We start from the raw sequence: 18343 nt of genomic DNA on the forward strand, positions 1-18343 counted from the left end.
GTGAGATGGCGAACCAACCGACCACGCAAGGCGCCGACAAGGCCAAGGTCTCGCGCCGCACGCTGACGCGCGACGCGGTGGTCGCCTCGATCTGCGGCTTCGTGGTGGTGCTGATGGTCGGCGCGTCCTATGCCGCGGTGCCGTTCTACAACTGGTTTTGCCGCACGACCGGCTTCAACGGCACCACGCAGGTCGCGACCTCGGCGCCGTCGGAGGCGCCGCTCGAGCGCACCATCACCGTCAGTTTTGACTCGAATGTCGCGCCGGGCCTGCCCTGGAAGTTCGAGCCCGAGCAGAACAACATCGAGGTCAAGATCGGCCAGGTCGTCACCGTGTTCTACACCGTGACCAACCAGTCGGCGCGGACCACCACGGGGCAGGCCGCCTACAATGTGGCGCCGCTGACGGTCGGCGCCTACTTCCAGAAGATCAACTGCTTCTGCTTCACCGAACAGACCATGGCGCCGGGCGAAAAGCGCGAGATGCCGGTCGTGTTCTATGTCGATCCGCAACTGGCGAAAGACAGCGAGAACGACACGCTGAAATCGATCACGTTGTCCTACACCTTCTTCCCGGTGCGCGAACCGGCGGCGAAGCCCGTGGCTGCGGGCGAGCCGGACCAGCGCAAGGGCAACCTCTGAGTTTTTGGGACGAATACGTGCCTTGACGGCACGCGAATGGAGAGACGGCAATGGCTGAGGCGCAAGTCAAGCATCACGACTATCATCTCGTCGACCCGAGCCCGTGGCCGGTGGTCGGCTCGATCTCGGCCTTCATCATGGCGTTCGGCGCGATCGGCTGGATGCATCACATGTATTCGGCCGCGCCGATCGTGTTCGGCATCGGCACCGTCGGCGTGCTCTACACCATGGCGAGCTGGTGGGCCGACGTGATCAAGGAAGCCCAGTACAAGGGCGACCACACCCGCGTGGTGCAGATCAGCCACCGCTACGGCATGATCCTGTTCATCGCCTCCGAGGTGATGTTCTTCGTCGCCTGGTTCTGGGCCTTCTTCAACTCCGCGCTGTTCCCGGCCGACGCGGTCCACGCCACGCGCGATGCGGTGTTCGGCTGCGGCGCGGGCACCGCGGCGGGCGCCTGCAGCGTCCCCGGCACCTGGCCGCCGAAGGGCATCGAGACCTTCGATCCCTGGCACCTGCCGCTGCTCAACACGCTCTTGCTCCTGACCTCGGGCACCACGGTGACCTGGGCGCACCATGCGCTGCTCGAGAACAACCGCCAGGGCCTGAAATACGGCCTGATCCTGACCGTGCTGCTCGGCGCCACCTTCACCTGCGTGCAGGCCTATGAGTATGCCCACGCGACGTTCTCGTTCGGCGGCAACGTCTATGGCGCGACCTTCTTCATGGCGACCGGCTTCCACGGTTTCCACGTGCTGGTCGGCACCATCTTCCTGCTGGTCTGCCTGATCCGCGCCTATGCCGGCCACTTCACGCCGAAGCAGCACCTCGGCTTCGAGTTCGCCGCCTGGTACTGGCACTTCGTCGACGTGGTCTGGCTGTTCCTGTTCGTCTGCATCTACGTCTGGGGCCGCGGCGCCGAGACCATGGCCCACGCCGCGCACTAATCGCACGTGACGTGCTAAGAAAGGGGCGGCCGCGATGGCCGCCCCTTTTGCTTTCGCTGCATGATCCGGAAAAGTGTGTAGCGGTTTTCCGAACGGATCATGCTCAAACAAGGAGCTAAGGCGCGATCTCATCGCGCTTTAGAGAGAGCCGATGACCGAGACGCCACCCACCGTAACCGAGAGCGCGCTGCGCGGCATCGCCTGCAAGTGCCCGCGCTGCGGCAAAGGCAAGCTTTATGCGGGCTTCCTCACATTGGCGCCGCGCTGCGAGAATTGCGGCCTCGACTACGCCTTCATCGATGCCGGCGACGGGCCGGCGATCTTCATCATCATGCTGGCGGGCGCCATCGTGGTCGCCGCGGCGCTGATCGTCGAGGTGAAGTACCAGCCGCCGTTCTGGCTCCATGCGGTGCTCTGGCTGCCCTTGATCGCCGCCACCACGCTGCTGCCGCTCCGCGCCATGAAGTCGCTGCTGATCGCGCTGCAGTTCCACCACAAGGCCGCCGAAGGCCGCCTGATCGAGCGCGAGCCGAAATGAACGACGTGACGACACGCCGGCGCAGCGCCGCCGGCTTCGGCATTTTCACGCTCGTGCTGGTGGCGTCCTTCGTCGCCCTCGGGGCCTGGCAATTGCAGCGCCGCGTCGCGAAGCATGCGCTGATCGCAGCGCTCGACACAAGGCTCGCGGCGCCGCCGGTCGCCCTGCCGTCGCCGTCGGCATGGCCGACGCTGACCTCGGCGAAGGACGAGTTCCGCCGCGTCGCGTTCAGCGCGACCTACGCGCCGCTGCCGGATGCGATGGTCTATGGCTCCGGCTCCGCAGTGCGCGACGACATCTCCGGCCCGGGCACCTGGGCGTTCCTGCCGGCCAAGCTTGCCGATGGTGAAACCGTCGTGGTCAACACCGGTTTCGTGCAGAACACGATGCAGGATCGTGCCTTCGAGGATCGGGTGGCCGGCCGTCTCGTCACCGGCGCGCCGCTGACACTCACCGGCTACATCCGCTTTCCGGAAGCCGCGGGCAAGCTGACGCCCAATGAGGATGCGGCGAAGCGGCTGTGGTTCAACCGCGACCACCGCGCGATGGCGCGCGCGCTCGGCTGGGGCCAGGATAGTGCGCAACTCGCGCCGTTCTACATCGATCTGGAGGCGCCGGTGCCCGAAAGCGGCATCCCGAAGCCGGGTGCGCTCAAGGTGCATCTCAAGGACGACCACATGCAGTACGCCATCACCTGGTTCACGCTGGCCGCAGCCGTCGTGATCGCGTTCGGCATCTGGTGGCGGGGGCAGCGGCGCAAGGCGGCGTGAGGACGCGGCGTCACCGACGGTCCGTCACCGGGCTCAACGGGCCGCCCCGATCGGCCGTGCCAAAACGTCAGGCGTCACGGCTTGACGTAGATGCTCTGCGACGCCCCGGCGTAAGCTTCCTTCCAGCCCCGCTTGTCGACGAGAAACCGCCGCAACTGCTGATGCGCCTTGACCCACAGCACGGTATCGATCCTGTACTTCTCGAGCACGGCGTCCCAGGCGGCCTCGTCGATCTCGCGTTCGGGCAGCTTGAAATAGTCGCGCAGCAGGGAATCGGGATACGCGGTCGCTGCTCGGCCATCCACGAACACCGGCACGGCACCTCGGGTGCGGAAGATCAGGATGCCACCGACGTTCCAGTGGTTGAGAAGCCGCGCATGCGGAAAATGCGTTTGAAGATAGAGCGCATCCTGCTCTGAAAGCATTTGCGGAAGCCCGAGCGCCGGCTTCACGTGCATGAACGTCAGCGGCAGCGCGCAGGCGGCGATGAGGCCGGCCGCCAGCAACGCGCGCTGGATCCTGGTTTCATTCAGCCGTTTGGGCAGCAACCGATCGATGTGCAGCGCCAGCGGAACCGTGGAGAACACGATGAACAGCGACATGTACCTGAACTGGTAGAATCCCAGCAGCAGGAACAGCCAGGACAATAGCCGCGCCTCCAGCGGAACCGGACAGGATGCCCGGTCGCGCAGCTCGAGCCAAACGAACATCACGATGTAGACCATGCCGGGAATGCTCCCCGGCATCACCATGTTCTCGGAATAGGACTGCCACTCGGTGATGTTGGCTTGCACGAAGTGGCCGAGCGTCGCCGCGACGCCATCGTAGACGTGCCAGCCAAGCGGATTGATCAGGATGGCAAGCAGGCAGCCAATTCCCGCGAGGCTGTAGGTCCTGACATCAACCCAATCCCGCCGCAGCAGCGCCACGGCGGCAAAGGCGCCGATGATCGGAAAGCCGAGCAGAAAGCCGCCATGCAGATTGGTCCAGAGGACCATCATCACCGGCAGCAGAAACCAGCGCGTTCTCTTCAAGCACTCTGCGTAGAAAATAACGCAGAACAACATCGTCGCCATGTTTGGCGAAGCAGCGAGATAGATATTGGGGGCCGTCGAGAAGGTGGGGTAGAGCAGGGACGCGGTGAAGACGGCGATGCAAACCGCAGTCGTCGAGGCGCCGCTGCGGAGGCCCGTGGACGCCAGGTATCCGACGATGATTGCGCCACATGCGACGACAAAGACGACGAGCCCACCGAAGCCTGTGTATTGAAACACGACGCTGGCGATCACGTCCCACAGCCACGACAGATTGTACCACTGCTTGTCGCCATGGGTGAATGACCATGGATCCTGCAGCGGGACATGGCCCCGCTCCCTGATGAGGTCTCCGGCGGCCAGATGCCAGCCCAGATCATAGTGGCCAAGCAGCAGCGGCGCGTTCAGCAGGTAGTACACGCATGCGAATGCGATCACGAAGACGTAGAGTCCGGACCTCTGGACCAAAGGACTGATGCTCATCGGCCCTCTATCGAGCCCGGGCTTGCCCCAGGCCTCCAGCGCGTCCATGGCTGAGCCTCTCACGGTCGAAGCGCGCCTCCGGCGGGCCCTGCATGCTCTGGGCGTGCACGGCCAGATGCAAACGGCGGCGACCTTAAGCAGGGTCGATTTAAGGTTGGGTGAAGATCAGCCGTGCAATTGGACCGCCGCAGGCCGAGGGATGTCCGGAGAACGGTATGGAGCGGGCATGTTCTCTATAGCGTCATGAGATTTGGTCGAATTGGCGGACCGGGAAGACGCTGCCCTCCCTCCGCTTGCGGGGGAGGGCCGGGGTGGGGGCTCTCTCCACGAATCGTACTGTGGAGAGAGCCCCCACCCGCCGCGCTACGCGCGTCGACCTAAGAGCGAGCTTCGCTCCTCTCGACCCCGCAAGCGGGAGAGGTGCAGCGAGTCTGCAGACAAGCCGATTCAACCAAGAACCATCGCGGTCTAGCGGCCCGGCGGGTCATCTCCCCGGTTGCAGCGCTGCGATGGTTTCCCTGACCAGGCGCTCGGTCGCGATGCGGTCGTCGTTTGGGGTGTAGGCCCAACCGATCCTCACGATTACGACGTCCTCGGAGGGGATGATGATCGTGTACTGGCCCTGGCTGCCGACGGCCATGAAGCTGTCGGCCGGCATGCCGGCTGCAATGCGCGCGCGGGCGGCGGTCGAGTTCCCGCGCTGGGTCCAGAAGCCCGCGCCATAGCCATACTCGTCGCCGCTTTGCGGGGTGAGTTCGGCGGAGTAGTCGACCCAGCCTTCCGGCAGGATCCGTTGCCCGCTCTCGGTGACGCCGTCGCGCAGGCACAACTGGCCGAACCGCGCCCAATCGCGGGCGCTGGCCCACAGATGGATCGATCCCAGCGGCACTCCGGCGCTGTCATATTCGAGCGTGGCGTGCGCGAAGCCGAGCGGCGCGAACAATTCCCGCGCGATGAAGTGTCGCGCGGCGTTGGCGTCGCCGCCGGCCAGATCGCGGATGATCCGCGACAGCAGCACGAAGTTGCAGTTGGTGTACCGCCACTCGCTTCCCGGCCTGGCCCGCAGGCCTGCATGGGCCGCGAAGGCCGACTGGTCGGCCATGTCGAACTCCATCTGGGTGTCGGCATCGAACAGCGTGGTCAATCCCGTATGCAGCGACTGGCCGCAGCCGATGCCGCTCATCATGCGCAGCATCTGGTCCGGCGTGATCACCTGGCGCGGATCGCCCGGCGTCGACCATTCGGCAACCGCTGCTGGCTTGTGCATATCCAGCATTCCCTTCCGCACGAGAATGCCGAGCAGCGCGTTGGTCACCGACTTGGTCATCGACCACCCGATCAGCGGCGTCGCCGGTGTCACGCCCTCCGCATAGCGCTCGCCGACGATGCGGCCGCGATGCATGACTACGACGGCCTTGGTGAAGCGACGCGGCCCGGAGACGGATTCGGCAAACGCGTGGCCGAGTGCCCCGGACAATCCGTCGTTGACAGGCGCGACAAGTCCGGGAGCCGTGAGCGGCGGCGCCGGCGCGCCACCTTCCTGGTGCTCGTCGGCTTCGCCCTTGAAGAACCGCGCCTCGCGTCCGGGATGCAGCACGCGGCATCCGAAGGGACCGTCATGGACCGCGCGGCTGTGCATCAGGCCGGCAAGGCTGACGCGGACCTCCTGCTGTTGCCGGTCGATGTCGTAGCGGAGCAGAGCGCCGAGCGGGCCGAGCTTGGGCTTGATGGCTTCGTTGAAGAACTGCGTGGGGTCGAGGCCCGCCACGAATGACGCGGAGCAGAGCTGGTGGCTCGTGAAATGAACCGGCACGCCGGCCACACGTACCAGCGCGGCGCGCCCCATGAAGGCTGCAGCCGCCGATCCCAGGCACGCCAGCGTCGAAGCGAGTTTCCAGTTTTTCCGCAGCCAGATCATCCACTTCATCCCCAGTGTTGCGCGGACGATGGCATAGCCGCATCATGCGCCGCCCGTCTGTCGGCGAGCCGACACAGCGCGAGGACCGATTGCAGGCAGGACAAGGGATGAACGAGGTCGTCAGGTCAGCTGCGATGACGCCGGAGCAACTGGCCGTCCTGAACAGCAGCGAATGGTTCGCCGCGCTCGATTCCGGCTTTCAGCAGGCTGTGCTCGGATCGTCGCGCATCATGGTGTTGGCCGCCGGCGAGTCGGTCTTCCACCGCGGCGACCGAAGCGACGGCATTTATTGCGTCATGTCGGGCGCCGTCTGCTTCGGCGCTATCGCGCCATCGGGCAAGGGAGCGATCGCCGCGCTCGCCGAAGCGCCGCAATGGTTCGGCGAAGTGGCGTTGTTCGACGACGGGGTGCGCACCCATGATGCCTGGGCTGACGTTGCATCGACCTTGCTGCACCTGCCGTTGCGTCACCTGACGAGAATTCTCGCCGACGATCCGCTCCGCTGGCAGCAATTGGGACGCTTGCTGGTGCGCAAGCTACGCATCGCGCTCTCGCTGCTTGAGGACATGGCGCTGGAGTCGCCTCGGGTCCGGCTGGCGCGTTGCCTGATCCATCTGTTCGAAGGGTATGGCCAGCGCAAGGCCGCGCCGTCGAGCAGCGTGCGCGTCTCGCAGGAGCGCCTCGGAATGATGCTCTCGCTCAGCCGCCAGACCGTCAACGAACTGCTCCGGCACCTGGAGCAGGACAGGATCATTCAGTGTCAGCGCGGCGGCGTCCGTATCCTCGACCCGAACAGACTCAGGGATGCGGCGCGGGGGTCTTCCTAAGAGTCTGACCGGACGAACGCGCGGTACTTTCAGTGCCTTTCCAATCGACTGAGAACGACTCGTTTTTCTTTCGTCATGGCCGGGCTTGTCCCGGCCATCCACGTCTTTCTTTTGCGACTAAGGCAAAGACGTGGATGCCCGGCCCAAGGCCGGGCATGACGGCGCTAGATGAAAGAGCCGGATTTCAACGTTCGCTTTTTCAGTCAGCCTCGAAGGCGCGCGCATCATGCGCGTCGCCGGCGGCGCTTACTTGATCAGCGCAATCGCGTCGCGAAAATTCCGATGCTCGGCGGTCTGAAGCCATTCGAAGACGGCCATCTCGGTCGTGACGATCTCCGCGCCATGGCGCTCCATGCGCCGGATCGCGGTCTCCTTGTCTTCCTGACGGCGCGAGCCGAGCGCGTCGCGCACCACGTAGACCTTTCGGGACGCTTGCAGCAGGCCGAGCACCGTCTGCTGGACGCAGACGTGAGCCTCGCAACCGGCGACGACGACCTGTGCGTCGACGGGAATGCGTTCGAGAAAGCCGCCCTCCCGGCACGCGTCGAAGAACTGCTTGTGAACCAGCCGGTCATTCTCGACCGGTAAGCCCGCGACGGTCGCCCCCAGGCCCTTCGCGTTCTGTTCGGTGAACACATACGGGATGTCGAGCAGCTTCGCAGCCGCAAGCAGCCGGTTCGCATGTCGGACGGCGGCCTCGCCGTCATGGATCGCCGGCATCAACCGCGCCTGGAAGTCGACGAGGAGGAGGAGGGAACGTTTGGGGTCGATGGTCAGCATGATGTCACCCTTCCGAAAGGTGGGCGATCCGGTCCTTGACATAGGCTTCCATCAGCTCCGGCGCCGATGCGCCGAACATCCGGATGCGGCCGGTGTGGAGCAATAGCAGCAGTCCCGTGGCGTGCGCGAAACAATCGACCATCAGGAGATTGGCCTTCTGCCTGGAGGCCCCGAGCGCGATCGCAGCCTCGGCGATCGGCCGCAGCGCGGCCTCGAGCGCCGCGTTCAAGGCCTCATCCCGCTCATGCCCGAGACCCGCCGGCTTCATGCCGCCGCGGAACAGGTAGAAGCCGAGGTCCAGATCCCGCGGATGTTCCGCGTAGAAGCGAAAGAACGCGATCGCCGCGGCCTTCAGCTTCTGTGCCGGCGTCCGCGCTTGCGCGACCGCCCGGTCGACCGTGGCGCCCAACGAAGCGAGGGAGGCCTTCAACAGCTCCGCATAGATCGCATCCTTGGACTCGAAGTGGAAGTAAAGCGCCGCCGGTGTGTAGCCGGCGCGGACCGCGATCGCCCGGAGGCTCGCGCCCTCCAGCCCCTCCTCCGCGAAGACCTGCTTCGCCGCGTCGAGGATGAGCTCGCGTTTGTGCCCGCTGACCGCCTCGCGCCGGCTCTGCCGCTTCTCGCCCATCTGCCTCCTCGGATCTCGCTTGACAGTAATTCTAACGGTGTTAAAATTTTAACATCGTTCAATTATTTAAACAAGAGGGATGGCCGTCATGCTGATGTCGGGTGCCGACTACCGGGAATCCCTTCGCGCCTACAAGCCGCGGGTCTTCGTCAACGGAAACACCGTGGCGAGCGTCGCCGACGAGCCGCTGCTCGCGCCCGGCGTCGCCGGCGTGGGCGTCACCTACGATTTCGCGCTTCGCAAGGAGCACGTGCCGATCATGACGGCGCGGCAAGGCACCTCCGGCAAGACCGTGAACCGGATGCTGCACATCAACGAGACCTCGCAGGACCTGCTGTTCAAGCTCGAGGCCGTACGCCTGGTCTGCAAGACGGTCGGATGTGCGCAGCGCTATCTGACCCATGACGCGTTGAACGGCATCTATCAGGCGACCAAGCTGACCGACGGCCGGCACGGCACCGACTACGGCCAGCGTTTCCTCGCCTATCTCCACGACGTGCAGGACAAGGATCTCACGCTCGGCGTGGCGATGACCGACGCCAAGGGCGATCGATCGAAGCGTCCGGGCAAGCAAGCCAATCCCGACGTCTACGTTCACATCAAGGAGCGCCGGCCAGACGGCATCGTCATCCGCGGCACCAAGGCGATCGTCACCGGTGCGCCCTACATGCACGAATTCCTCGTCATGCCGTGCCGAACCCACAGTCCGGAGGACAAGGATTTCGCCGTGTGCTGTGCCGTTCCGTGCGACGCGCCCGGCGTGACCATCATCGCCCGTCCGGCCGGGCGCCCCGGCGAAGCTGCGGCAAAATTTTCCGCCAGATATGGCCAGTCGGTCGGCGTCGTGATCTTCGACGACGTCTTCGTTCCGCACGACCGAGTCTTCCTGGCCGGCGAGACCGAGGAGGGCGGCTTCCTCACGACGTCCTACGCGACCCACCACCGGCATTCCTGCATCGGCGCCCGCGCCGGGTTCGGCGATCTCCTGATCGGCGCCAGCGCCCTGATGATCGAGGCCAACGGGCTCGACGTCGAGCGTCACGCCCACATCCGCGAAGCGATGGTCGAGCTCATCACCATCACCGAAAGCTTCTATGCCTGTGGCGTCGCCTCGTCGGTCTACTGCACCAGGGATCCTGCCGGATCGGTGATGCCCGACGCGGTGTTCTCCAACATCGGCAAGCTGCTGCTCGCCACCAAGATCTACGACATGCACCGCGTGGCGCACTACGTCTCGGGCGGCCTGATCGTCGCCCTGCCGGGACCGGAGGAAGACCACAATCCGGAGACAAAAGCGTCGCTGGCCGCGGTCATGGGCGGGCGGCCCGATATCCCCGCTGAGCAACGCGCCGAGGTCGCGCGCCTCATCGAGGACCTGACGATCTCGCGCGAGGCCGGGTGGTATTCGGTGATCTCGCTGCACGGCGGCGGCTCGCCCGAAGCGATGAAGCGCGAGATCTGGCGCAACTATCCGGTGATGGAGAAGGTCGAGCTGGTCGAGAACCTGCTCGATCGCGGCATCCTCGACGAGGGACGCCGCGTCTCGAAACAGCCCGGCCGCTGTTGCGCGACCGGATGCGAGGTGCCGGAGCCGCCCCAGCATGCGGCGGCGTTGGAGGGCGCGGCGGAGTAGCTCGTGGTGGCGCGGCCGGTGGCCCCGTGATCGGGGACGATCAACCGGCAGTGCCACGTTGATCCGGTCTGCGACGACCCGCCCGGCGCCTGCAGTCCACCGCAAGGCGCGCCTTATCGGCTCAGCATTGGGGGCGCCTACCCTAAGGAGGCGAAGCTATTTCTTCTTCCCTCCGCCCAACTGGCTCAAGGCCTTGGCGGCGGAGGCATCGCCGCCGGCGGCCGCCATTTCGAGCCATTTCCTGGTCTGCGCAAGATCCTTGGCCACGCCGTGTCCCTGCAGGTAGAGGGCGGCGATCTGTATCATGGCGTGAGTCTGGCCACCGGCCGCCGCTTTCTCATACCAGGCGCGCGCTTGCGCATAATCTTTCGCAACGCCGCGGCCGTCGCGATAGAGGTTGCCGAGGTTTATCATCGCGTAGAGCTGGCCGAGGCTTGCGGCTTTCTCGTACAATTTGCGTGCTTCATCGAGATTCTTCCCAATCCCGCTACCCTGTTCATACAGATAGCCGAGATTGTTCATTGCCGTGGCGTCGCCTGCGGCCGCCGCCTTCTCATACCACTGACGCGCCTGGACGGGATCCTTGGGAACTCCCATGCCGCGGTCATATAGAAAACCGAGCGACCTCATGCCGGAGGGCTCGCCTGCGTTGGCGGCCGTCTCATACAGGCTTCGTGCCCGCCCCGAGTCCACGGGCACGCCGCTACCTTCCTGGTAGAGGCGCCCGAGATTGGCCGTCGCCATTTTCATGCCGGCCGCGCTGGCTTTCTCGTACCATCTGCGCGCTTCACCGTAATCTTTCGCAACGCCCTTGCCCTGTTCGTAAAGCCAGCCAAGATTGTTCATCGCGGTCGTATCTCCGCCGGCTGCGGCCTTTTCATACCATTGACGTGCCTGCACCGGGTCCTGCGCGACGCCGATTCCCCGGTCGTGCAGATAGCCAAGCAACCGCATGCCGCTCGGCTCCCCGGCGGCGGCCGCCGTTTCAAACAGCCTTCGCGCGCGCGCGGGGTCCTGCGCAACGCCTTTCCCTTCCAGATAGAGACGGCCCAGGTTGGCGTTTGCGATGTTCGCACCGGCCGCACTGGCCTTCTCGTACCATATGCGCGCTTGCGCGTAGTCCTTCGGCGCCCCGTTGCCTTGCTCGTAGAGATGACCAATCGCGTTCAGGCCCGCAGGATCGTTGGCGGCAACCGCTTTTTCATACCAGTTGCGTGCCGCGTCGTAGTCCTTCGGCGTTCCGCTTCCCTGAAACGAGAGCGCGCCGAGGTTGACGTAGCTTGCGACGTAGTTCTGGCTGGCGGCTTTTTCGTAGAGTTGCTTCGCGAGCGGGAAATCCTTCTGGGCGTGCGCAACCCGACCGGCCTGATACACAAAACGCACGACGTCGGGATATTGCCGCAAGGCCTGGTTACAGGCAGCGAGCGCCGGGACGATCTGAATTTCACCGAGCTTCACGCCCCTCACGCCCTTGGGGCGTTGCGGATCGGCGGGATTGGCGGCCTGCCGGTCGCAGTCGGTGATGAAGCCATCCGCAGGCGCCGGCTCTGTCGGCTCGGCCAGCCGCGCCTCCTGCCGCGCCGGCTCCGGCGGCGGCGCATCCTGGTGGGGCATGATTGCGGTTGCGGACGCGGCAGGAGGCGAACCTGTGAAATAGAAGCTGCCGTCTATCGGAGAGGACGAGACCCAAGGCTGTTGAGCGCCGCCGGTCATCCGCTTCACGGAGAGACCGACCTCGTTGAAGGTCTGAAACAGGTCAAGCGCCGGCCGTTTCATCGTCGAGGCCAGCGCGCGCGTGTAGGGACTGTGGCCATCGCTGCCGTCCTGCGCCACGTTGCCCGGCTGCGTGGCATACGAAATCAGCGTGCCATCGGGTGCACGGAGCTGTGCAAGCCCGCCTTCCGAGGAGCGCAGGCCGCGACCGCCGAACGGATTGTTGCGGCAGGCATCCAGGATGATCACGTTGAGCCGCGTACCCGAGCCCTGCATCTGATTGAGCACGACATTGAGGTCGACCATCTGGAAATCAACGTCGGCTTCACGCGTCGGATTGGCATTGACGGGAACAAGGTAATTGGAGCCGCGCACCTGGACGCCGTGTCCCGCATAGTAGAATAGAGCAACATCGGCGCCTTGGACCTGACGTCCGAACGCCTGCACCGCTTCGTCCACGGCCCGCTTGTCCAGGTTGAGCTGGGCGCCGCCACCCGTCAGATTGAACCCGAGGTCTTTCAGCGTCTCCGCCATCAGCGCGGCGTCGTTGGTCGGATTGTCCAACGGCGCGACGTTCCGATACGAAGAATTGCCGATCACCAGCGCGACCCGCTTCTCGGCCAGCGCCGGGCTTGCCAGGCTGACGGAAAGCAGGATCGCGAAGAGCAGGCGATATTTCATCTCGAAAAATCCTTGGACCGGCAGCAAAAAGCGAAGCGCAAATCAATCTAACCTGCCGGAGCATGGCCATTGAATTGGGTTGCGGCAAAACTCTCGGCGTCCAGGTCCATAGCCTGACGGGTTGCAATCGAAAAGGATCGAAGCATCCCTTTGATGTGTTGTCCTCACGTGGCGCCGATTTCCGGATCAAGTTCGGGGCAGGCGCGAGCGGGCGACCTTTGCTCTGCACCATCAATGCCGGGGAGGCGACGGGCAAATCAGCAAAAACCTGTCGAGCCCTCCTTGAGAAAATATTCCGCTTCCGTCGTCGGGCAAATCAGTGATCTAAATTCGCCCGTCTCACCCGATTGAGGGGCGCGTCGCGATCGTCACGAGTGTTGCGGTGAGATGCGGTGGACGCTGATCGTGCGCAAGACGAGCGCGCAACGCAGCGGACGGCGAAGTCGTGTGGTCCTGACGCCCCAGTGGCAGGTGTCTCCTCGCAAGACGCGGAGCGTCTTTGCGAAGACGGTGACAAACAAGCCTGGTCTCACCGGGGAGAGCACGAAATAAGCCGTAACCCATCGCGCAGGGAAAGCCGGCGTGTTTCCGGTCTCACCTGTGGTCCGACCTCCGGTGCTTTTTGTTGCACCGGACCCATGGGTGCAATCGGCGCCCGGCTTTCCCTGCGCCCTCTGCTCAAGTGGAGTGGCGAAACGAACGGCAAACCTCGGACGCATCGCGCCGCGAGAACGCGGATTCTTGCTCAAATGCCAGGCACCGTCATTGCGAGCGAAGCGAAGCAATCCATGTCTCCACTTGCGGAGGCATGGATTGCTTCGTCGCTTCAGCGCAAAATTGCTTTGCAATTTTGTCGCGAGCTCCGCGCAATGACGCGCGGGGCGGGGGGCCCGCCGCACCCGATTTGAGCGCCCCCACAGCGCATCCTCGGGCTACCCTTTGCCGCCTCTATCTTCTATGGTGCCTTGCTGGTTCGCATTGGACGAACTCGATAATTCCAAGATATCAAAGGCTTAAGGCTCGGATCGAAGCCTTTGGAGGGTGGTTTGACGCGGTATATTTCGACACGGGGCGAAGCCCCAAGCCTGGGCTTCTGTGATGTGATGCTGACCGGGCTCGCCCGTGACGGCGGTCTCTACGTGCCGGAGACCTGGCCGCAGCTCACGCCCGAGACCATCGCCGCCTTCTTCGGTCGCCCCTATTGGGAAGTCGCGGTCGAGGTGATCCGCCCGTTTGTCGCGGGCGAGATCTCCGAGGCCGATCTCGGGCGCATGGCCAACGAGGCCTATGCCACCTTCCGCCATCCCGCCGTGGTGCCGCTCGACCAGATCGGGCCGAACCAGTTCCTGCTTGAGCTGTTCCACGGGCCGACGCTGGCGTTCAAGGACGTCGCGATGCAATTGATCTCGCGGCTGATGGATCATGTGCTGGCCAAGCGCGCGCAGCGCACCACCATCGTGGTCGCGACCTCGGGCGACACCGGTGGCGCCGCGGTCGAAGCCTTTGCCAATCTCGACAATGTCGACCTCATCGTGCTGTTTCCGAACGGCCGCATCTCCGAGGTGCAGCGCCGCATGATGACGACGACGGGCGCGGCCAATGTGCACGCGTTGGCGATCGAGGGCACCTTCGACGATTGCCAGGCGATCGTGAAGGAGATGTTCAACAATCACCGCTTCCGCGATGCGGTCGCGCTGTCGGGAGTCAACTCGATCAACTGGGCGCGCATCGTGGCCCAGGTGGTCTACTACTTCACCTCGGCGGTCGCGCTCGGCGCGCCGCAGCGGACGGTGGATTTCACGGTCCCGACCGGAAACTTCGGCGACATCTTCGCCGGCTATGTGGCCAAGCGCATGGGCTTGCCGATCCGGTGGCTGCGGATTGCCGCCAACGTCAACGACATCCTGCCGCGCACGCTGAAGACCGGCAACTATGAGGTGCGCGAGGTGCACGCCACGACGTCGCCGTCGATGGACATCCAGGTATCCTCGAATTTCGAGCGGCTGCTGTTCGAGGCGAGCGGGCGCGATGCCGCGCAGATCCGCCGCCTGATGGCCTCGCTGAAGCAGTCCGGCCGTTTCGTGCTGCCGGATGCGACGCTGGCCGCCGTGCGCCGCGATTTCGATGCCGGCCGTGCCGATGAAACCGAGACCTCGGCCGCAATCCGCGCGGCCTGGCGCGAGGCCGGCGATCTCGTCGATCCCCACACCGCGGTGGCACTTACGGTCGCCGACCGCGACACCTCGGATTCGACGATCCCGAACATTGTGCTGTCGACCGCGCATGCGGCCAAGTTCCCCGATGCGGTCGAGGCGGCGTGCGGCGTACGGCCGCAACTGCCGGCCTGGCTCGACGGCCTGATGGCCAAATCCGAACAGATAACGGTGATGAAGAACGATTCCGCTGAAGTCGAACGCTTCGTGCTGTCGGTCAGCCGTGCGGCCAAGCAGGGAGCCATCGGATGAGCGTTGAAGTCACCAAGCTTCCGACCGGGCTCACCGTCGTCACCGACACCATGCCGCATCTGGAGACCGCGGCGCTCGGGGTCTGGGCCGGCGTCGGCGGGCGAGACGAGAAGCCGAACGAGCACGGCATCTCGCATCTCCTGGAGCACATGGCGTTCAAGGGCACCACGCGGCGCTCTTCGCGCGAGATCGTCGAGGAGATCGAGGCGGTCGGCGGCGACCTCAATGCCGGCACCTCGACCGAGACCACGGCCTATTATGCGCGGGTGATGAAGGCTGACGTGCCACTGGCGCTCGACGTGCTCTCCGACATCCTCGCCAATCCCTCCTTCGTGCCCGACGAGCTCGAGCGCGAGAAGAGCGTCATCGTGCAGGAGATTGGCGCTGCGCAGGATACGCCCGACGACGTTGTGTTCGAGCATCTCAACGAGCTCTGCTATCCGGACCAGGCGATGGGCCGTTCGCTGCTCGGCACCGCGAAAACGCTGAAGAGCTTCAACCGCGACATGCTGCGCGGCTACCTGTCGACGCATTACCGCGGGCCCGACATGGTGGTGGCCGCCGCCGGCGCGGTCGATCACAAGCGCATCGTCGAGGACGTCGTGCAGAAGTTTGCAAGCTTCGAGGCGACGCCGGCGCCGAAGCCGGCGCCTGCCATGTTCGGCAAGGGCGGATCGCGCGTGGTGCATCGCGAGCTCGAGCAGGCGCATCTGACGCTGGCGCTCGAAGGCGTGCCGCAGACCGATCTGTCGCTGTTCTCGCTGCAGGTGTTCACCAACACGCTGGGTGGCGGGATGTCGTCGCGGCTGTTCCAGGAGGTGCGCGAGAAGCGCGGGCTCTGCTACTCGATCTACACCTTCCACGCCCCCTACACCGACACCGGCTTCTTCGGCCTCTACACCGGGACCGATCCGGCCGATGCGCCCGAGATGATGGAGGTCATCGTCGACGTCATCAACGACGCCGTCGAGACGCTGACGGAGGCCGAGGTGGCGCGGGCCAAGGCGCAGATGAAGGCCGGCCTGTTGATGGCGCTGGAGAGCTGCTCGTCGCGCGCCGAGCAACTGGCACGCCACGTGCTTGCCTATGGCCGTCCGCAGACCGTGGACGAACTGGTGGCGCGGATCGATGCGGTCAGCGTCGAATCGACCCGCAATGCAGCACGTGCACTGCTGTCGCGCAGCCGCCCGGCCGTCGTCGCACTTGGCAGCGGCAGAGGGCTGGACACGGCGGTGTCTTTTGCGGAAGGATTGACGAAGTCGAAGGCAAAGACGCTTTTGCACTAGGGCCACGGCCGGACAGGCTGGGCTGACAGGGCAGGGGCGTCGCGCCCGGATCCGGGCGGGGGAGTGTTGGGCCATGGCCCTGTTTCGTTTGCCATCCAGTGGACCTGCCGCGCTGATGCCCCGCGGCCACGGGCTGTTGCTGCGCGCGCCGCAAATGTCGGACTTTCCGCAATGGGCGCAGTTGCGCGAATTCAGCCGCGCCTATCTGACCCCGTGGGAGCCGATCTGGCCGTCCGACGACCTGACCCGCGCCGGCTTCCGCCGCAGGCTGCGCCGCTACGCCGAGGACATCGCCGCCGACCGCTCCTATCCGTTCATCATCTTCCGCGAATCGGACGGGGTCATGATCGGCGGCATCACGCTCGCCAATGTCCGGCGCGGCATCGTGCAGGCCGGCACCATCGGCTATTGGGTCGGCCAGCCTCACGCGCACCGCGGCTACATGACGACCGCGCTCAGGGTGCTGCTGCCGTCGCTGTTCGGCGAGCTCAATCTGCACCGCATCGAGGCCGCCTGCATCCCCTCCAACACGCCGTCGATCCGGGTGCTGGAGAAATGCGGCTTCACCCGCGAGGGCCTGGCGCGGCGCTATCTCTGCATCAACGGGGTCTGGCAGGATCACCTGCTGTTCGGCCTGCTGCACGAGGATTTCCGCGGCTGATCCCGACTTTCGGCTGATCGGCGGGTGCCTTGGGTTCGCCGCCATTGCCCTGCTATAACGCCCGCGAAACGGGGAACCCGGGACTTGACCCGGTACTTGGAGGCTTTGGGAATTCGAATGGGTGACGGACGCGTGGTCAGGTTGGCGCTGGTGGCGGCGGTTTCGATCGGGCTCGGCTGTGGATGGTTGGCGACGCCGGCGCCGGCGCAATCCCTGAGCGATCGTTTCAAGAGCCTATTCGGCGGCGGCTCGTCCGACCAGCCGAGCGACAAGCCGCCCGCGGCGCCGCCGGCGCTCAGCGACAGCGATGCGGAATTGACCTGTCCGCCGGTCACGATCCGCGCCGGCGCCTCGACCTATGCAGTGGCCGCGCCCGGCAAGCAGCCGGTCGGCAACGACCTCAAATTCCTGGCGTCGATCACCCGCACGGCGCGGCAATGCAACCTCGCCAATGGCCAGATCACCGCCAAGATCGGGATCCAGGGGCGGGTGATCGCCGGGCCTTCGGGCGCGCCGCCGACGGTGCAGGTGCCGCTCCGCGTCGCCGTGGTCCGCGGCGGCGTGTCGGAGAAGACGATCGCCACCAAGGCCTATCAGACCACGGTCCAGATGGACGAGAACGGCAGCGTGCCGTTCAGCCTGGTCGCCGAGGACATCATTTATCCGGCGCCGCCGCCGGCCGAGAACGACAACTACATCTTCTATATCGGCTTCGATCCGCAGGCCCTGAAGCCCGAGCCGAAGCCGCGCGCGCCGAAGAAGAAGTAGCGCTCCGGGCGACGCTTGGACGATAGCCAACAAAAAAGCCGGCGCGATCATCTCGCGCCGGCTTTCTGTCGAATTCGAATTGCTTCAGTTCAGCTTGGCGCGAACCTCGGCGATGCCCTTGCCGACGAGGTCGTCGGCCACCGAGCCCTTCACCGACTGCGACAGGATGGTCGAGGCGGCGGCGACCGCGGCGTTGGCCGCGGCGGCGCGGACGTCGGCCAGGGCCTGAGCCTCGGCCATGGCGATCTTGCTCTCGGCGGTCTTGGTCCGCCGCGCGACAAAATCCTCCATCTTGGTCTTGGCTTCGGCCGCGATCCGCTCAGCCTCGGCCTTGGCGCCCGAGATGATCTCCTCGGCCTCGCGCTCCGCGCTGGCGCGGCGAGCCTTGTACTCGCCGAGCAGCTTGGCGGCCTCGTCCTTCAGACGGCGGGCGTCGTCCAGCTCGGCCTTGATGCGCTCGGCGCGGTGATCGAGCGCCGTCAGCAGCGTGCGGTGGACGCCGAGATAGGCGAACACGATCATCAGGATGACGAACGCGATCGCAACCCAGGTTTCCGGTTCGAAAAACAT

The 18343-nt window shown here is 65.1% G+C and carries 16 protein-coding genes and 1 pseudogene; 10 read left to right on the forward strand and 7 right to left on the reverse strand.

Going from position 1 to position 18343, the window contains the following annotated elements:
* The first annotated feature begins 5 nt into the window (after positions 1–5).
* The 4 genes from ACFFWD_RS35150 to ACFFWD_RS35165 all read left to right on the forward strand — a co-directional run bounded on the left by ACFFWD_RS35150 (position 6) and on the right by ACFFWD_RS35165 (position 2896).
* Positions 6–641 carry a cytochrome c oxidase assembly protein gene (locus tag ACFFWD_RS35150; protein ID WP_376973410.1) on the forward strand — a complete coding sequence of 212 codons (636 nt, stop codon included), beginning with the start codon at positions 6–8 and terminating at the stop codon, positions 639–641.
* A gap of 50 nt (positions 642–691) precedes the next feature.
* Positions 692–1588: a cytochrome c oxidase subunit 3 gene (locus tag ACFFWD_RS35155; protein WP_376973412.1), complete on the forward strand. Its 897-nt coding sequence runs from the start codon at positions 692–694 to the stop codon at positions 1586–1588.
* A gap of 151 nt (positions 1589–1739) precedes the next feature.
* Entirely contained in the window at positions 1740–2126 is a 387-nt protein-coding gene (locus tag ACFFWD_RS35160; RefSeq protein WP_376973414.1) for a DUF983 domain-containing protein, read from the forward strand.
* The gene (locus ACFFWD_RS35165) at positions 2123–2896 is read left to right on the forward strand and encodes an SURF1 family protein (RefSeq protein ID WP_376973416.1); all 774 of its coding nucleotides are present in this window, start codon (positions 2123–2125) and stop codon (positions 2894–2896) included. Before ACFFWD_RS35160 ends, ACFFWD_RS35165 begins: the two co-directional genes overlap by 4 nt.
* A gap of 74 nt (positions 2897–2970) precedes the next feature.
* Here ACFFWD_RS35165 and ACFFWD_RS35170 read toward each other — a convergent pair whose 3' ends face one another.
* A complete protein-coding gene (locus tag ACFFWD_RS35170) occupies positions 2971–4461 on the reverse strand; it encodes a hypothetical protein (protein ID WP_376973418.1) in 1491 nt (496 codons plus the stop codon).
* 436 nt (positions 4462–4897) lie between these two features.
* Complete coding sequence (locus ACFFWD_RS35175) at positions 4898–6331, reverse strand: serine hydrolase domain-containing protein (protein WP_376973420.1); 1434 nt, start codon at positions 6329–6331, stop codon at positions 4898–4900.
* A gap of 107 nt (positions 6332–6438) precedes the next feature.
* Between ACFFWD_RS35175 and ACFFWD_RS35180 the strand changes: the two genes are divergently transcribed.
* Entirely contained in the window at positions 6439–7158 is a 720-nt protein-coding gene (locus tag ACFFWD_RS35180; protein ID WP_376973422.1) for a Crp/Fnr family transcriptional regulator, read from the forward strand.
* A gap of 246 nt (positions 7159–7404) precedes the next feature.
* Here ACFFWD_RS35180 and ACFFWD_RS35185 read toward each other — a convergent pair whose 3' ends face one another.
* Complete coding sequence (locus ACFFWD_RS35185) at positions 7405–7938, reverse strand: isochorismatase family protein (RefSeq protein ID WP_376973424.1); 534 nt, start codon at positions 7936–7938, stop codon at positions 7405–7407.
* Positions 7939–7942: 4 nt separating this feature from the next.
* A complete protein-coding gene (locus ACFFWD_RS35190; RefSeq protein WP_376973426.1) occupies positions 7943–8566 on the reverse strand; it encodes a TetR/AcrR family transcriptional regulator in 624 nt (207 codons plus the stop codon).
* 88 nt (positions 8567–8654) lie between these two features.
* Between ACFFWD_RS35190 and ACFFWD_RS35195 the strand changes: the two genes are divergently transcribed.
* Positions 8655–10199, forward strand: coding sequence for a 4-hydroxyphenylacetate 3-hydroxylase family protein (locus ACFFWD_RS35195; protein WP_376973428.1), 1545 nt, complete (start codon positions 8655–8657; stop codon positions 10197–10199).
* Positions 10200–10355: 156 nt separating this feature from the next.
* On the opposite strand, the gene ACFFWD_RS35200 is transcribed toward ACFFWD_RS35195, so the two are convergent.
* Positions 10356–11666, reverse strand: a complete 1311-nt coding sequence (locus tag ACFFWD_RS35200) for a tetratricopeptide repeat protein (RefSeq protein ID WP_376973481.1) — start codon at positions 11664–11666, stop codon at positions 10356–10358.
* A 39-nt stretch (positions 11667–11705) separates the two neighbouring features.
* Positions 11706–12593: pseudogene (locus ACFFWD_RS35205) on the reverse strand (caspase family protein); the annotation flags it as partial.
* A 1046-nt stretch (positions 12594–13639) separates the two neighbouring features.
* Here ACFFWD_RS35205 and thrC point away from each other — a divergent pair.
* From thrC to ACFFWD_RS35225, 4 genes are all read left to right on the forward strand, one after another.
* Complete coding sequence (gene thrC / locus ACFFWD_RS35210) at positions 13640–15058, forward strand: threonine synthase (protein WP_376973430.1); 1419 nt, start codon at positions 13640–13642, stop codon at positions 15056–15058.
* The gene (locus tag ACFFWD_RS35215; protein ID WP_376973432.1) at positions 15055–16344 is read left to right on the forward strand and encodes a M16 family metallopeptidase; all 1290 of its coding nucleotides are present in this window, start codon (positions 15055–15057) and stop codon (positions 16342–16344) included. The genes thrC and ACFFWD_RS35215 overlap by 4 nt, the downstream gene beginning before the upstream one ends.
* A 73-nt stretch (positions 16345–16417) precedes the next feature.
* Positions 16418–17005 carry a GNAT family N-acetyltransferase gene (locus ACFFWD_RS35220; protein ID WP_376973434.1) on the forward strand — a complete coding sequence of 196 codons (588 nt, stop codon included), beginning with the start codon at positions 16418–16420 and terminating at the stop codon, positions 17003–17005.
* A gap of 117 nt (positions 17006–17122) precedes the next feature.
* Positions 17123–17773, forward strand: coding sequence for a hypothetical protein (locus ACFFWD_RS35225; RefSeq protein WP_376973436.1), 651 nt, complete (start codon positions 17123–17125; stop codon positions 17771–17773).
* A gap of 84 nt (positions 17774–17857) precedes the next feature.
* Here the strand turns inward: ACFFWD_RS35225 and ACFFWD_RS35230 are convergent, their stop codons facing one another.
* On the reverse strand, positions 17858–18343 hold the full coding sequence (locus tag ACFFWD_RS35230; protein WP_376973438.1) for a F0F1 ATP synthase subunit B family protein: 486 nt from the start codon (positions 18341–18343) through the stop codon (positions 17858–17860).

Source organism: Bradyrhizobium erythrophlei (assembly GCF_042430365.1).
Lineage (GTDB): Bacteria > Pseudomonadota > Alphaproteobacteria > Rhizobiales > Xanthobacteraceae > Bradyrhizobium > Bradyrhizobium erythrophlei.

Coding starts and splice junctions, on each gene's coding strand:
- ACFFWD_RS35150 (WP_376973410.1), top strand. CDS start 6: ATGGCGAACCAACCGACCACGCAAGGCGCCGACAAGGCCAAGGTCTCG.
- ACFFWD_RS35155 (WP_376973412.1), top strand. CDS start 692: ATGGCTGAGGCGCAAGTCAAGCATCACGACTATCATCTCGTCGACCCG.
- ACFFWD_RS35160 (WP_376973414.1), top strand. CDS start 1,740: ATGACCGAGACGCCACCCACCGTAACCGAGAGCGCGCTGCGCGGCATC.
- ACFFWD_RS35165 (WP_376973416.1), top strand. CDS start 2,123: ATGAACGACGTGACGACACGCCGGCGCAGCGCCGCCGGCTTCGGCATT.
- ACFFWD_RS35170 (WP_376973418.1), bottom strand. CDS start 4,461: ATGGACGCGCTGGAGGCCTGGGGCAAGCCCGGGCTCGATAGAGGGCCG.
- ACFFWD_RS35175 (WP_376973420.1), bottom strand. CDS start 6,331: ATGATCTGGCTGCGGAAAAACTGGAAACTCGCTTCGACGCTGGCGTGC.
- ACFFWD_RS35180 (WP_376973422.1), top strand. CDS start 6,439: ATGAACGAGGTCGTCAGGTCAGCTGCGATGACGCCGGAGCAACTGGCC.
- ACFFWD_RS35185 (WP_376973424.1), bottom strand. CDS start 7,938: ATGCTGACCATCGACCCCAAACGTTCCCTCCTCCTCCTCGTCGACTTC.
- ACFFWD_RS35190 (WP_376973426.1), bottom strand. CDS start 8,566: ATGGGCGAGAAGCGGCAGAGCCGGCGCGAGGCGGTCAGCGGGCACAAA.
- ACFFWD_RS35195 (WP_376973428.1), top strand. CDS start 8,655: ATGCTGATGTCGGGTGCCGACTACCGGGAATCCCTTCGCGCCTACAAG.
- ACFFWD_RS35215 (WP_376973432.1), top strand. CDS start 15,055: ATGAGCGTTGAAGTCACCAAGCTTCCGACCGGGCTCACCGTCGTCACC.
- ACFFWD_RS35220 (WP_376973434.1), top strand. CDS start 16,418: ATGGCCCTGTTTCGTTTGCCATCCAGTGGACCTGCCGCGCTGATGCCC.
- ACFFWD_RS35225 (WP_376973436.1), top strand. CDS start 17,123: ATGGGTGACGGACGCGTGGTCAGGTTGGCGCTGGTGGCGGCGGTTTCG.
- ACFFWD_RS35230 (WP_376973438.1), bottom strand. CDS start 18,343: ATGTTTTTCGAACCGGAAACCTGGGTTGCGATCGCGTTCGTCATCCTG.